The organism is Xanthomonas sp. NCPPB 1638 (genome assembly GCF_041475635.2).
Lineage (GTDB): Bacteria > Pseudomonadota > Gammaproteobacteria > Xanthomonadales > Xanthomonadaceae > Xanthomonas > Xanthomonas cucurbitae.
Map to the genome: position 1 here is coordinate 1,340,363 of NZ_CM192984.1, position 13,993 is coordinate 1,354,355.

The following is a 13,993-nucleotide window of genomic DNA, read 5'->3' on the forward strand; positions in this document are numbered from 1 at the left end:
GCCTCACGCAAGGCCGGGCACAAACTGCGGCGGACGCGCGCCGGGCTTGTTGAGCCATAGATGGACGTCGCCGATCGAGCGCTCCAGGAAGCCCGCTTCGCAATAGGCCAGGTAGAACTCCCACATGCGGATGAAGCGCTCGTCGTAGCCCAGTGCGCGCACCTGCGGCAGCTGCGCCATGAAGCGCTGCCGCCAGGCGCGCAGGGTCAATGCATAGCTGGGGCCGATGTCTTCCAGATGGAACAGGCGCAGATCGCTGGCGTGTGCCACCGCCCCGGTCATTGCCGCCACCGAGGGAATGAAGCTGCCGGGAAAGATGTGCCGCTTGATGAAGTCCACCGAGTGCAGCGCCTGCTTGTAGCGATGGTCTTCAATGGTGATGGCCTGGATCAGCGCCTCGCCATCGTCGGTGAGCAGGCTGCCGACCTTGGCGAAGTAGGTGTCCAGATACTGGTGGCCGATCGCCTCGATCATCTCGATCGACACCACGCGATCGAAGCGTCCCTGCAGGTCGCGGTAGTCGCTCAGCAGTACCGTGACCCGGTCGCTCAGGCCGGCAGCGGCGATGCGTTGCGATGCCAGCTCGAACTGCTCGCGCGAAATCGTGGTGGTGGTGACGCGGCAGCCGTGTTCGCGGGCCGCGTGCAGGGCGAAGCCGCCCCAGCCGGTGCCGATCTCCACTACGTGATGCTGCGGACCAAGACGCAACTTCTGGCAGATGCGTTCGAGCTTGCGCGTGGCTGCGCGCTCCAGTGCCGCCTCGGCCTGCGCCTCCTCGCCATCGACGAAGATCGCCGACGAATACATCAGGTTTTCGTCCAGGAACAATTTGAACAGCGGGTTGCCCAGGTCGTAGTGCGCGGCGATATTGCGCCGGCTGCCGCTGCGGGTATTACGCGCGAAGGCATGCAGGCTGCGCATGGCCCAGCCGCCCAGGCGCGCGGTGCCGGTCTCCATCGCATCCAGGCGGTCACGATTGCGCAGCAGCACGCGCATCAGCCCAACCAGATCGTCGCATTGCCATTGCCCGTCCATGTAAGACTCGCCGGCCCCCACGCTGCCGTTGAGTGCGGCCTGGCGGTAGAAGCCCGGGTCGGTCACGCGCAGCTGCACCTGCAACGCGTCCGCGCCGCTGGCAGTGCCCAGCGTGGTGATGCCGTCGGCGTCGTGCAGCTGCAGCTGCCCGTCGCGCAGCTCGCCCAGCGTGGCCAACAGGCGCTTGCGCAACAGGCGGTCCGTCCAGGAGGCCGCGCGCGGCACGGCGGAGTCGGGCAGGGACGTGGCGTTCATCGGCGATCTCGCACAGGCGGGTGGGGGTGGTCATGCACAGGGTTGCCGCGCAGCCACAGGCGCAAGGCCTGCCAGTGGATGGCGATCACGACCTGCACGGTCATCAAGGGGTAGGCGAACAAGGTGCGCGCCAGCGTACGCGCGGTCAGTGGCTGACGTTGCAGCACCAGCGTGGCATCGAAGCGGCGCGTGCCATTGTGCTCGGCATCGGCATCGGCATCGGCATCGGCATCGGCATCGGTATCGGCGGCGTGCGGCGCATCCAGCACATCCATATGCACGCGCAGTTGCGCGGCCGGCACGCTGAAGCGCCAGTCGTATTGATGCTGCATGCCCATAAACGGCGAGACATGGAAGCGCTTGTCGAAGCGCCAGGCGTGCACGTCGCGGTGGCTGCGCGCCTGTGCCACCGGCAGCACGTAGGCGTGGCGTTGCTGCCATGGCGTGTTGGTGATTTCCGCCACGATCCAGCGCAGGCCGTCATGCCGGTCGAAGCAGTAGTAGAAGCTCACCGGGTTGAACACATGGCCGAAGTAGCGCAGGTGCGTCAGCAGGCGGATCGCACCATCCGGGCGCTCGCCGGTGTGCGCCTGCACGCAATCGCGCACGGCCTGATCCAGCGGAATGGCCGGATCGCCCAGGTAATCGCTGCGGCGAAACTGCGCCAGGTTGGCGCGCCCCACCGACCACAGCCAGCGGCCTGCGAACACCTGATCCAGCTCGGACAGATCCAGATACAGCAGAAACAGCCGGTAACGGAAGTCCAGCGGCTTGGGTGCGAACCGCCGGTGCCGCACCCAGCCGGTGTAAATCGCGCTGCGCAAGCCGACCGCCACGCTGCCGGCACCGCTGTCCTCACCGGAAGGCAGCGGCACGGTATCGGTACTGGCTTCGCGCAGCAGGTGCATTACCAGCTCACTCCCAGTCCATGCGCCACATCCACGCCGCTGCGCAGGCCATCTTCGTGGAAGCCGAAACCCCAGGCCGCGCCGGCAAACCAGGTGTGCTGCTTGCCCTGGATCTCGGCCTTGCGGCCCTGCGCCGCCAGCGCGGCGGCGTTCTGCACCGGGTGCCGGTAGCGCATGCGCCGCAGCACCTTGGCCGGGTCGATGTCGTGGTCGCGGTTGAGGCTGACGATGAACGGCTGCGGTGCGTCGATGCATTGCAGCGCGTTCATCCAGTAACTCACCGTGCAGGGCGCCTGCGGGTCGGCCGGGACATGCGCATTCCAGGCGGCCCAGGCGCGGCGGTCGCGCGGCAGGATGCGCGCGTCGGTATGCAGCACGGTGTCGTTGTTCTGGTAGGTGATGCCGCCCAGGATCTGCTGTTCGGCCTCGGACGCATCGCTGAGCAAGGCCAGCGCATCGTCGGCGTGGCAGGCCAGCACCACCTCGTCGAAGTGTTCCTGTCCGCGCAGCGAGCTCACCACCACGCCATCGGGCGTACGGCGGATACCATGCACTGGCGTGGACAGGCGCTCGAGTACCTGCCAGCGCCGCCGCAGCGCACGCACATAGCTATTGGAACCGCCACGCACCACCTGCCACTGCGGCCGCCCGCTGAGTTGCAGCATGTGGTGGTTGGCCATGAAGCCGATCAACTGGCCCATTGGAAATTCGAGAATGGTCTGCGATGGCGAGGACCATAGCGCCGACGCCATCGGCACCAGATGCTGGTCGCGGAACGCCGCGCCATAGCCGTGCCGCTGTAGATACGCGCCTAGCGTGCTGAAGCGCTCGTCGCTGTGCAGCACCGCCGGCGCCTGCCGATAGAAGCGGCGCAGGTCGGCCAGCATGCCCCAGAAGCGTGGGCTGAGCAGGTTGCGGCGCTGGCAGAACAGCCCGTTCAAGGTGCCGGCGTTGTACTCAAGCCCGCTGCGCGCATCGTGCACCGAAAAGCTCATCGTGGTCGGCTGCGCGGCCACGTCGAGCTCGGCGAACATGCGCGTGAGCAACGGGTAGTGCTGCGGGTTGAACACGATGAAGCCGCTGTCCACCGCGTAGCGCTGGCCGTCGAGCTGGATCTGGTGGGTGTGAGTGTGGCCGCCCAGGTAATCGGCGGCCTCGAACAAGGTGACCTCATGGCGGCGCGACAGCAGCCACGCCGCGCCCAGGCCGGCAATGCCGCTGCCGACCACGGCAATCCTGCGCTCGCTCATTGGTCCACCCGCTGGCCACGGCTGACCAACGAGGCCGGCATCGGCTTGAGATCCCAGACCAGGCCCACCCACGACATCGCGGTGAGTCCGTACCAGGTCACGTCGTACTCCCACCAGCGCAGGCCCTGGCGTGCCGAGCCAGGGAAGAAGTGGTGATTGTTGTGCCAGCCTTCGCCGAAGGTGAGCAACGCCAGCAGCCAGTTGTTGCGGCTGTCGTCGCGGGTGTCGAAGCGCCGGCTACCGAAGCGGTGCGCCAGCGAATTGATGGTGAAGGTGGCATGGAACAGCGCCACGGTGGACAGCACGAACCCCCACACCAGCAGCTGCGCGCCGGTGGTCTTCAACCCCGGCGCGGCCGCCGCCAGCCAGTCGCCGAGCAAATACAGGCCAACGGCCAGCAACACCGGCATCACGATGTCGAAGCGGTCGAGGAAGCGCAGTTCGGCAAAGCGACGCAGGTCGGGAATCACCTCCCAATCGGTGCGGAAGTTGCGCGGAGTCAGGAACCAGCCGGTATGGCTCCACCAGAAGCCGTGCTGGGCCGGCGAATGCGGGTCGCGGCCGGTATCGGTATGCCGGTGGTGGTTGCGGTGATGCGCCGCCCACCACAACGGCCCGCGCTGCACGCAGGTGGCGCCGATGGCCGCGAACACGAACTGCAGCACACGTGATGTCTTGAACGCGCGGTGGGAGAAGTAGCGATGGTAGAAGCCGGTGAGCGCGAACATGCGCAGCGCGTACAGCGCCAGCGCCGTGCCGACCGCAAACCACGATGCGCCAACCCAGAACACCGCCAGGCAGGCCAGATGCAACGCAATGAAGGGCAGGGCGCGCAGCCAGTCGATGCGGTCGGCGCGCGCCTCGTCCAGTGGACCATCGGCTTGCGAATCCACCCAACGGCGCAGGCTGCCGATCCACCGATAGGTCCAGGCACCGCGCCTCCCGGATGGGGCATGGGGCTGTGGCCTTGCAACGCGAGGGTCGAGTCCAGTACTCGGCACGCATCAATCTCCAGAGGTCGTGGTGTCGTTCTACGGAAACCGCCGGCCAATGGATGCACCAACCGGCTGGATCGTCGCATGCATGTGACGCGCCGGCTCGCACGCACGCACGACGCGCGCGCCCGCAGGTGCCAATCTGTGCGCCCAGTATCACCGGCGCACCCGAGGTCGCTTGTGAATGCATTGCGTGCGTGGAAGCCACGGGCCGTGCAGCAGGCATCGCCATCCGGCAGCAGCGTGGCCGCCTGTGCCGGCGGCCACAAGTCGCCCCTGCCGGCGCGTGCCTGCCTGGGGACGCGGCGGCGGTGCGGTTGGCTCAGGGCGCCATCGCCAGCGTACTGATACCGCCCTTTGCCACCACCGTGCCGGTCGCCACGCCACCGGGTGCACCACCTGGCGGTTCCAGCGTCACCGCCAGGATCGCCTCGTTGCCGAGCATGGGCATCAGCTGGTCGGGAATCTGGGTGCGGCGTGCCCGCTGGTCGTCGAAGGTGCCCATCGAATGCGCCTTGCCATCGGGCGTAATCAGCCACAGTTCGGGCACCTTGTCGGCAGTGGCCGTGCGGTCCAGCGGGGTGACCGTGATGGTGCGCTTGTCGGCATCCATCAGCGCCACATAGCCTGGCCGCCCGTCTGCGGTGGCCAGTGTCGAGGTCATCGCGATGCCGGTCGTCGTCGGCGTGGTCGCCGCAGGCGGGGTAGCCGGCGCCTGCACGAGGGGCGTCTCGCGCGGCGGTTGCACAGGGGCAGGCGCAGTTCGCAGATTCAACAGCGCCAGCACGCATGCCGCCGCGGTGGCCAGCCCACCGGCGCTGGCCCAGCGCCAGAAGCGCAGGTTGTTCCAGAGCGGTGCCGCCGGTGTGCCGGTGCTTGCAGGCGCTGCTGTCGGCACCGCGCGCAGCGGCGCGTCGAAGCCCAGTGTCTGGCGCACGCGTGCCCAGACCTGGTCCGGCGGCGTCACCGCGGCGATCTCTTCCAGCAGCGGAGCCAGGTGGTCCTGCCACTGCAGCACTGCCTGCGCGAACGGGGCATCGGTGGCGATGCGCTGCTCGGCCGCCAGACGTTCGTCGGCGCCGAGCAGGCCGAGCACGTACTCGCCGGCCAGCACGTCGCGCGGTGGTTCCTGGTCGATGGGAAGGGACGTACTCATCGTTCCAGGCATGCCTTGAGTTTGGCCAGGCTACGGCGGATCCAGCTCTTGACCGTGCCGATGGGGGTATCGGTGCGCGCGGCAAGCTCCTCGTAGGTGATGCCTTCGAAGAAGGCGGTGCGAATCAGTTCGCTGCGTGGCGGCTCCAGCTCGGCCAGGCAGTGGTCGATGCGGCGGCGCGTGCTGGCGCGTTCGGTGCGCTCCAGTGGTAGTGCATCGTGGTCGCGCAGCTCGCCGGCATCGTCCAGCGCCACGTTGCGGCGTTGCGGCGCATTGGCGCGCAAGTGGTCGATGGCCTTGTTGCGCGCGATCATCGCCAGCCAGGTCAGGCCGCGTGCACGGCCGGGGTCGAACTGGCCGGCCTTGTGCCAGATCAGCGTGAACACGTCCTGCAGCACTTCCTCTGCCTCGGCGCGCTGCGGGATCAAGCGCAGGCACACGCCGAACAGCTTGGGCGAGGTCTGCCGGTACAGCGCTTCGAAGGCATGCCGGTCGCCGCCCGCGGTTGCGGTCAGCAGGCGTCCGGTTTCATCGTCGTCTTGGCCAGGAATGGCACTCATGCGGTCGGGCATCGGAAGAGATGTACGCGATGCTACCGGAGTGGGCCAAGCCTGTCCTTCATTTGCGCCACCACAGCAGTGCGGCAGCGAGCAGCAACACGATTTCCACCCCCGCCAACGCCACCGTGGGCGCAGAAACCGGCCATAGTTTGGCCAGCGACGCGCTGCGGAACAGCACGATCGGTACGTAGAAAGCCAGTGCGACCACCAGCCCGGTGCGCGCTTGATCGATCCAGGCGAAATAGCCGAACAGGAACGCCATGCCCAGCTGCAGGCCGCCATAGATGACCAGGTATTCGGATTGCCCGGCCGGCGACAGCTGGGTATAGCCCACCGCGTTTGCGGTCTTGAGCGGCGAAAGCGTGCACCACACCGCCAGGGCGAGGTAGAGCACTGCGTTGATCCAGAGGTAGGCCTTTGCCATGCGGGTGCTCCTGTGCGCGGAATGGGTGCCCGGGCCGTTGTACGCAACGGCGCGTGGTCGGGCGTGAAGATGGCGCGGACCGGCGTCACGCCGTGGTGCAGCTACGGGTCAGGGCCTGCTCGCGTGCCTGGCGCAACGCCGCGTCGGTGCTTGCCCGTGGAGCGGTGTCGGGGAATACGATGCGCACGCGCGGGTAGCGCCCCTGCGCATCGCGCAGGTTGCCCACGCCGCGAAACTCCAGCAGGCGCTTGCTGGCGATGGAATAGCGCACCTCCAGCGACGGCACCACGGCGCCGTACCACGTATCCAGCGCGATGCGGAAGCGTCGCTGGCCTGCAGCATCGTCGATGCGTTCGACACGAAACGCCAACTGCCGTTGCAGGCTGGGCAGCACGAAATCCACCCGCTGCGCCGTGGTGGCCAGGGCATCCCAGTGGGCGCGCAGATAGGCGTCGAAGCCTGCATCGATGACGCGTTCGTCCTTGCCAGCCGGCAACGCGGTGCGGCGCTCGGGCTTGCCGGGCGGTTGCTGGAACATCTCGCGCACGCCCTCGCGCCGACGTACGCCTTCGCGATAGCCATCGCGTTCATCGATCAGGCTGAAATCGGGCGACGGGCCGCCCCCATCGATCTGCTTGCGCGCGAACGCCTGCCCGTTGGGGCAGCGGTACAGCACCAGCCGCCCACCGTCGTCGAGCAGCCAATGCGATTCACGGTAGCGCAAGGCGCCGCTGTCGGCGTCGTAGGCCTCGCCATCCACCTGGGTGACCGCCGCCGCGCTCAGCGGCAGGCTGCCAAGCACAAGCAGCAATGGTGGAATCGGTCGGCAGCAGGCGGCAAGCGCGGCAGCAAGTGAACGCATCGGCAGGTCCTCGATGGGGATGCTTACCCATACGGGCACGGCTGCGGCATGGATGCGCCGCCAGGCGTCAGGACGTTCCCGACCGGGCGTGGGGAGAATGGGGTGATGCTGCCTGCGCCGCGACATACCTGGCCTGGCAGGCGGCGTGGCGACCGGCAACGCCTTGCGCCGGCACGGTCTTCAGCCCAGCGGATGCAGGGCGATGCAATCCACCGGGCACGCCGGCAGGCACAGCTCGCAACCGGTACACAGCGGCGCGATGACCGTATGCATGTGCTTGGCGCCGCCGACGATGGCATCCACCGGGCAGGCCTGGATGCATTTGGTACAGCCGATGCAGTCGGCCTCCACGATCCACGCCACCTGCGCCGGCTTGTGCGCCCCGCGACTGCGATCGTAGGGGCTTGCGGGCACGCCCAGCAGCTGGGCCAGCGCACGCGCGCCGGCATCGCCGCCGGGAGGGCAGTGGTCGACCCCTGCCTGGCCGTCCGCCATCGCCTGCGCGTAGGGGCGGCAGCCGTCGTAGCCGCACTGGCCGCATTGGGTTTGCGGCAACAGGCGGTCGAGCCGTTCGACCAGATCGGGCGCGGGAATGGGCATTGCGATGTCAGTGCAGCCGATGGCCGCGATACCAACGCTGTTGCGCCAGTGCCAGCATCGGCTGGTCTTCGCGGCTGTCGCCATAGGCATGCACGCAGGCGTATTGTGCCAGGTCGTAGCGCGCGCGAATCTGCCGGGCCTTGTGCGGCCCGCAATCACCCTCGGCATAGCGCCCGCTCAGTACGCCGCCGGTGTGTTCGAGCCGGTTGCAGATCAGCGACAGCCCATGCTGCGTGCACCAGGGCTGCAGGTACAGATCCAGCGATGCGGAGACCAGCACCACCTCATGCCCTTGCGCCTGGTGCCAGTCGATGCGTTGCATCACTTCTGCACGCAGCACACCCGGCAGTGCCGTGCGCGCGTGTAATCGGCACCATGCGCGGCCATCTTGTCCAGCGAGCGCCCACTGAACACGATGCGCGTGACCCGCGCGCACAGCGCGGCAGCGGACACCATGCCCAGCCGATAGCCCAGCACCCACGGGCCGACCTGCCACTTTGCCGACGCCAGCTGCGCGGGCGTGGCGACCTTGCGCAGAAAGCGCGCATAGGTGTCGCAGGTGGTGATGGTGTGGTCGAAGTCGAACAGGGCCAGGTGCATGGGGGCGGGGATTGGGGAGTCGGGAGTGGGGATTGGTTAAAAGCGCGGTGACTGATTGTTCCCTTCTCCCGCGTGCGGGAGAAGGTGCCCCGCAGGGGCGGATGAGGGCACGCGCCAAGCACTCAAGTCAGGTCTACTACAACAATCAGCTCCGGCTTCTACGAATCCCAAATCCCAACTCCCCAATCTCGTTACCTGACAGGCATGCCAGGCTGCGCGCCGCCATTGGCGTCCAGCAGCGCCAGTGCGCCGCCGTCGAAGCCAGCCGAGAGAATCATGCCTTCGCTGATGCCGAAGCGCATCTTGCGCGGGGCCAGGTTGGCGATGAATACCACGTTGCGGCCGACCAACGTTTCCGGTTCGCCGTAGCTGCCACGGATGCCCGAGAAGATCTGACGCTTGCCCAGCTCGCCGGCATCCAGTTCGAAACGCAGCAGCTTGTCCGAGCCTTCCACGAACTCGCACACCAACACCTTGCCGATGCGCAGGTCGAGCTTGGCGAAATCGTCGATGCCGATGAGGGCGGGATTGGTGGTTTGGGATTCGGGATTCGCAACGGCGGCAGGCTTTGCGTCGGCCTTGCTGGGTGCGGGCTTGGTGGTCGTAGCCGGTGCCGCAGGTGCGGCCATCGTGTCTTTGGAAGCGTCGGTCATGGCGTCGATCAGTTTGGGGTCGATACGGGTGAACAGGGCGGTGTAGGGCTGGATCGTGTGTGCGGTGAGCGGGCGCTCCACATCTTCCCAGCTGGTCATCGGCGCCGACAAAAACGCCTCGGCTTCGGCGCAGGTGCGCGGCAGGATCGGCTTGAGGCCGGCCACCAGGATGCGGAACAGGTTCAGGCCTTGCGTGCAGACCGATTGCAGCTGCGCATCGGCGCCCTCCTGCTTGGCGATCACCCACGGCTTGGTGTCGTCGATGTACTTGTTGGCCTCGTCGGCCAGCGCCATGGTCTGGCGGATCGCGCTGGCCGCATCGTTGCGTTCGTAGGCCTCGCGGATCGGCGCCAGCGCGGCGACGAAGCGGTCGTACTGCGCCGGGTCGGGCAGCGCGTCGGCCAGCTTGCCATCGAAGCGCTTGCCGATGAAGCCGGCGCAGCGGCTGGCCAGGTTGACGAACTTGCCGACCAGATCCGCATTCACCCGTGCGATGAAATCGCCCAGATTGAGGTCCAGATCGTCCACGCCGCCGGAGGATTTGGCCGCAAAGTAATAGCGCAGCGCCTCCGGCTCCAGGCCCACGTCCAGGAAGGTCCGCGCCATCACGAAGGTACCGCGCGACTTGGACATCTTGGCGCCGTCCACTGTCAGATAGCCGTTGACATGCAGGCGCGTGGGGGCGCGGTGGCCGGTGCCGTGCAGTACCGCTGGCCAGAACAGGCCGTGGAAGTTCACGATGTCCTTGCCGATGAAGTGATGCAGTTCGGTCTGGGTGCCGGCGACCAGATGCGCTTGGAAGTCTTCGCCCATCTGCGCGCACAGCGTCTTGAAGCTGCACAGGTAGCCGATCGGCGCATCCAGCCACACGTAGAAATACTTGCCCGGCTGGCCGGGAATCTGGAAACCGAAATACGGCGCATCGCGCGAGATGTCCCACGCGCGCAGGCCGCCTTCGGCATCCAGCCATTCCTTGAGCTTGGCCTTGACGCCGGGCAGCGCCACATCGCCCGCCAGCCACTCGCGCAGGAAGCCGTCGAAATGGCCCACTTCAAAGAAGAAATGCTCCGAATCGCGCAGCTCCGGCGTGGCGCCGGAGATCACCGACTTTGGCTCCTTCAACTCGGTGGGCGCATAGGTCGCACCGCACACCTCGCAGTTGTCGCCGTACTGGTCGGCGCTGCCGCAGTTGGGGCAGATGCCCTTGATGTAGCGGTCCGGCAGGAACATGCCCTTGGCCGGGTCGTAGAACTGCGCCACCGAACGCCGGCTGATATGACCGGCCGCTTCCAGCTTGCTGTAGAAGGCCTCGGTGAGCTCGCGATTGACCGGCGAATTGGTCGAATCGTAATGATCGAAGGTCACTCCGAACGCCGCGAAATCGCGCTCATGGCTGGCCTGGATGCTGGCGATGAAGGCTTCCGGGGTCACCCCGGCCTTCTCGGCGGCCAGCATGATCGGCGTGCCGTGGGTGTCGTCGGCGCAGACGAACCAGGTCTTGTCGCCGCGCAACCGGCGCGCGCGCACCCAGATGTCGGCCTGGATATAGCCGACCAGGTGTCCCAGATGCAGCGGGCCGTTGGCATAGGGCAGGGCGGTGGTAACGAGTGCGGTGCGGGTCATGGCGGGCGTAATGCGGGGGACACCCGATTATCGCACTAGTCGGGAATGGGGAATGGGGAATCGGGAATGGGGAATCGGTGGAGCAGGTCTGCATGGTGAGAAGGCGGGCTGCGCGCTGCGGCATAAAAAAGGCGCCCCGAAGGACGCCCGCTCTTGCGATTCCCAATTCCCAATTCCCAATTCCCAATTCCCGATTCCCGATTCCCGATTCCCGATTCCCGATTACTCGCGCACCCAGGTCTGCGTGCGGCCGAGCGCTTCGATGCCGACATAGCCGCGCATCTGCAATTTCTTGCCGCCTTCGGTCAGGGTGATCTTGGCCTTGTAAGTCTTGCCCTTGGCCGGGTCCAGCACCGAGCCGCCGTCCCACACCGCGGTGCCGTCGGGCTTGAGGCCCCAGAGGATGGTCATGCCCTTGATCGGCTTGTTCTTGCGCTCGCCATCGCACTTGTCGCACAGCGGGTTCGGGCCCTTGGCCGACTGCAGGATGTCCACCACCTTGCCGCTGAGGGTGCCGTTGGCGGCCTGTTCGATCTGCACCACCGACTTGGGCTTGCCGGTCTCGTCGTCGATGGTCTTCCAGCGGCCTACCGGCGAATCGGAGGCCTGCGCCAGCAACGAAGCGGCCGCCAGCGGCAGGGCCACGATCAGGGTCTTGAAGGTCTTGCGCATGTGTCCCCTCCCAGGGATGACTGGGGCCGCCGTCGGCGGCCTGACCACGAATGTATACCGTGGGGTATGGTGGCGGAAAGGTGCGCTGCGGGATGCGCGCATGCGGACTCGTCGTGGTCTGGCCGCCCACGCAGCACGGCAGCGTGGTCTCGGCGGCTAGCCGGGCTTTGCCGCAGGCGCGACAGGTGGTCGCCAGATTGCCTGCCTGCACTGCCTGCTCGCTTGCGCACCCTAGGGCATGCCTGAGCTGGCTTCAGCCCTTCTGTGCGGCGATCCAGCGCTGGATCTTTTCCTGCAGGATGTCCAGCGGCACCGAGCCGTCCTTGAGCACTTCGGTATGGAAGGCGCGCACGTCGAAGCGCGGTCCCAGCTCGCGCTGGGCCTGTTCGCGCAGTTGCGCGATATTCATCTCGCCCACCTTGTAGGCCAGCGCCTGGCCGGGAATGGCCATGTAGCGATCGACTTCGGCCTCAGCATCGGTGCGGCTCATCGCCGAGTTGTCCAGCATGTAGTCGATGGCCTGCGTGCGCGTCCAGCCCTTGCTGTGCAGGCCGGTATCGGCCACCAGGCGGATCGAGCGCCATAGCGCGTTCTGTAGGTAGCCGTAGTAGTTGTAAGGGTCCTGATACAGCCCCAGCTCGCGGCCCAGCGATTCGGCGTACAGGCCCCAGCCTTCGATATAGGCGGTCTCGCCGCCCAGGCGGCGGAACTTGGGCAGGTCGGTCAGCTGCTGCTGCAGCCCGAGCTGGTAATGGTGGCCGGGGATGGCTTCGTGCAGGTACAGGCTCTCCGCTTCCCAGGTCTTGCGCGAGGGCAGGTCGGAGGTGTTGACGTAGAAGATGCCTGGCGTGGCGCCATTGCTGCCATTGGCGCTGGGGCGCATGTACGAACCGCTGGCGGCCGATTGCGCGCGCTGCGCTTCCACTGCACGCACTTCCAGCGTCGGCATGCCCTGGGTGTTGAACAGCCGCGGCACGGCGAGTTGCACGCGACCCTGCAGGCTGCGGTAATTGCCAAGCAGTTCGGTTTCGCTGCGGAAGTTGAAGCGCTTGTCGGTCTGCATGAACTTGTAGAACTTGGGCAGGTTGCCGCGGAACTTGACCTGTTTGGTCAGCGTCTGGATCTCGCCCTGCAGGCGCGCCACTTCGTCCAGCCCGATCTGGTGGATCTGCTCCGGGCTCAGCTCCGAGGTGGTGCTCTGGCGCACGTCGTAGGCATACCACGCCGCGCCACCGGGCAGCGCCGCCAGGCCATCGGTGTCGCGGCAGGCCGGCAGATACTCGGTGGCAATGAAGCCGCGCAAGGCGCGGTAGGCCGGCATGATGCGGTATTCGATCAGCCGCTCGTATTCAGCGGTCAGGCGCTGTTTTTCCGCGTCGGGCAGGTCGGCCGGCAGGTTGCGGATCGGCCCCCAGAACAGGCTGTCTTCGGCGTTGCGCGCAATGATGGCATCCAGCTGCGGCAGCACCTTCTGCATCAGCACCTTGGGCTGCACCACGCCGGCCTGCATGCCGGCACGCATATTGGTGATGGCCTGGTCGAACAGGTCGGGGATGCCCAGCGCACGCTGCGACCAGTTGTCGTAGTCCTTGACGGTCTTGAACGGCTGCGCGCCAGTGCCCGAGCCCAGCACCACCGCGATGCTGGCGATGTTGTAGAACTGGTTGATCGGCAGCATCCAGCTGGGGAACTGCTCGGCGGCCAGCGCGCTGCGCGCATCGCGCACGAAGATCTGGTAGCTGAGCAGGTCCTGGCCGCTCAGGCCGTCCGGGCCCAGCGCTTCGGCCTTGCCCAGCCACAGCACGGTGAACTCGTGCGACTGCTGGCGGAATGCCGGCGACAGGAAGTTGGGCAACTGGTCGTTGTAGCGGCTCTCGCCCTGGAAGGTGGCCTGCAGCGGGTTGAGCTTGAGCGAGGCGTCCCAGTACTGGTCGTAGAGCAGATTGAGTTGTTGCGCCTTGGTCAGCACCACCGGCGCGGCCACCGGGCGCGGCCTGGCCTTGGCGGTCTTGCTGCTCTTGCTGCCCTGGGCGGCCTTGGTGCTCCTGGCCGGCTTGGTGGTCTTCTTGGCCTTGCTTGCCTTTGCGCGGGTTTGCGTGGTCTGTGCCTTGGTGGTCTTCTTCTTGGCCGCATCGGCGGGCGCTGCCACCGTCAGGCTCAACACGGCGGCGAGGGCCAGCGACAACAGGCGGGAAAAGCTCAGGGGCATTACCGGCTCCGGAAACAAGCGAGCGGGGAGCTTGCCCGATCCGCACCGCCACGGCCACCCATTGCAGGCAGGCCGCCCATCCGCAATTCATGCATGGCACCGTCCTGGACCCGGCTGGCCTCCGCCTGCAGGACGGCGGCAACCGGGCCAGGCCTTGCCGCGTCTGGCTCCACGCATGTCACCGGCGCGGC

General features: G+C 66.9%; 12 protein-coding genes and 1 pseudogene. All 13 read right to left on the minus strand.

Annotated elements, in window-relative coordinates; translation table 11 throughout:
* Positions 1-3: 3 nt before the first annotated feature.
* On the minus strand, positions 4-1,290 hold the full coding sequence (locus ACCQ13_RS05805; protein WP_104602041.1) for an SAM-dependent methyltransferase: 1,287 nt from the start codon (positions 1,288-1,290) through the stop codon (positions 4-6).
* The gene (locus tag ACCQ13_RS05810) at positions 1,287-2,198 is read right to left on the minus strand and encodes a DUF1365 domain-containing protein (RefSeq protein ID WP_372372356.1); all 912 of its coding nucleotides are present in this window, start codon (positions 2,196-2,198) and stop codon (positions 1,287-1,289) included. The genes ACCQ13_RS05805 and ACCQ13_RS05810 overlap by 4 nt, the downstream gene beginning before the upstream one ends.
* On the minus strand, positions 2,198-3,448 hold the full coding sequence (locus ACCQ13_RS05815) for an NAD(P)/FAD-dependent oxidoreductase (RefSeq protein WP_104602039.1): 1,251 nt from the start codon (positions 3,446-3,448) through the stop codon (positions 2,198-2,200). Before ACCQ13_RS05815 ends, ACCQ13_RS05810 begins: the two co-directional genes overlap by 1 nt.
* A complete protein-coding gene (locus ACCQ13_RS05820) occupies positions 3,445-4,449 on the minus strand; it encodes an acyl-CoA desaturase (RefSeq protein WP_104602038.1) in 1,005 nt (334 codons plus the stop codon). Before ACCQ13_RS05820 ends, ACCQ13_RS05815 begins: the two co-directional genes overlap by 4 nt.
* Positions 4,450-4,765: 316 nt before the next feature.
* Entirely contained in the window at positions 4,766-5,599 is an 834-nt protein-coding gene (locus ACCQ13_RS05825) for an anti-sigma factor (RefSeq protein ID WP_167526833.1), read from the minus strand.
* Positions 5,596-6,159: a sigma-70 family RNA polymerase sigma factor gene (locus ACCQ13_RS05830; RefSeq protein WP_104602036.1), complete on the minus strand. Its 564-nt coding sequence runs from the start codon at positions 6,157-6,159 to the stop codon at positions 5,596-5,598. Before ACCQ13_RS05830 ends, ACCQ13_RS05825 begins: the two co-directional genes overlap by 4 nt.
* A gap of 58 nt (positions 6,160-6,217) precedes the next feature.
* Complete coding sequence (locus tag ACCQ13_RS05835; protein WP_104602035.1) at positions 6,218-6,583, minus strand: DUF4345 family protein; 366 nt, start codon at positions 6,581-6,583, stop codon at positions 6,218-6,220.
* A gap of 85 nt (positions 6,584-6,668) precedes the next feature.
* Positions 6,669-7,445, minus strand: coding sequence for a hypothetical protein (locus tag ACCQ13_RS05840; protein ID WP_159406816.1), 777 nt, complete (start codon positions 7,443-7,445; stop codon positions 6,669-6,671).
* Positions 7,446-7,625: 180 nt separating this feature from the next.
* Entirely contained in the window at positions 7,626-8,045 is a 420-nt protein-coding gene (gene rnfB, locus ACCQ13_RS05845; RefSeq protein WP_249027594.1) for an Rnf electron transport complex subunit RnfB, read from the minus strand.
* A 7-nt stretch (positions 8,046-8,052) separates the two neighbouring features.
* Positions 8,053-8,645: pseudogene (locus tag ACCQ13_RS05850) on the minus strand (HAD family hydrolase).
* A gap of 191 nt (positions 8,646-8,836) precedes the next feature.
* The gene (gene metG / locus ACCQ13_RS05855; RefSeq protein ID WP_159406817.1) at positions 8,837-10,921 is read right to left on the minus strand and encodes a methionine--tRNA ligase; all 2,085 of its coding nucleotides are present in this window, start codon (positions 10,919-10,921) and stop codon (positions 8,837-8,839) included.
* A 222-nt stretch (positions 10,922-11,143) separates the two neighbouring features.
* On the minus strand, positions 11,144-11,593 hold the full coding sequence (locus tag ACCQ13_RS05860; protein WP_104602030.1) for a DUF2147 domain-containing protein: 450 nt from the start codon (positions 11,591-11,593) through the stop codon (positions 11,144-11,146).
* Between the two features lie 253 nt (positions 11,594-11,846).
* Positions 11,847-13,802: a DUF885 domain-containing protein gene (locus ACCQ13_RS05865; RefSeq protein ID WP_159406818.1), complete on the minus strand. Its 1,956-nt coding sequence runs from the start codon at positions 13,800-13,802 to the stop codon at positions 11,847-11,849.
* Positions 13,803-13,993: the final 191 nt, after the last annotated feature.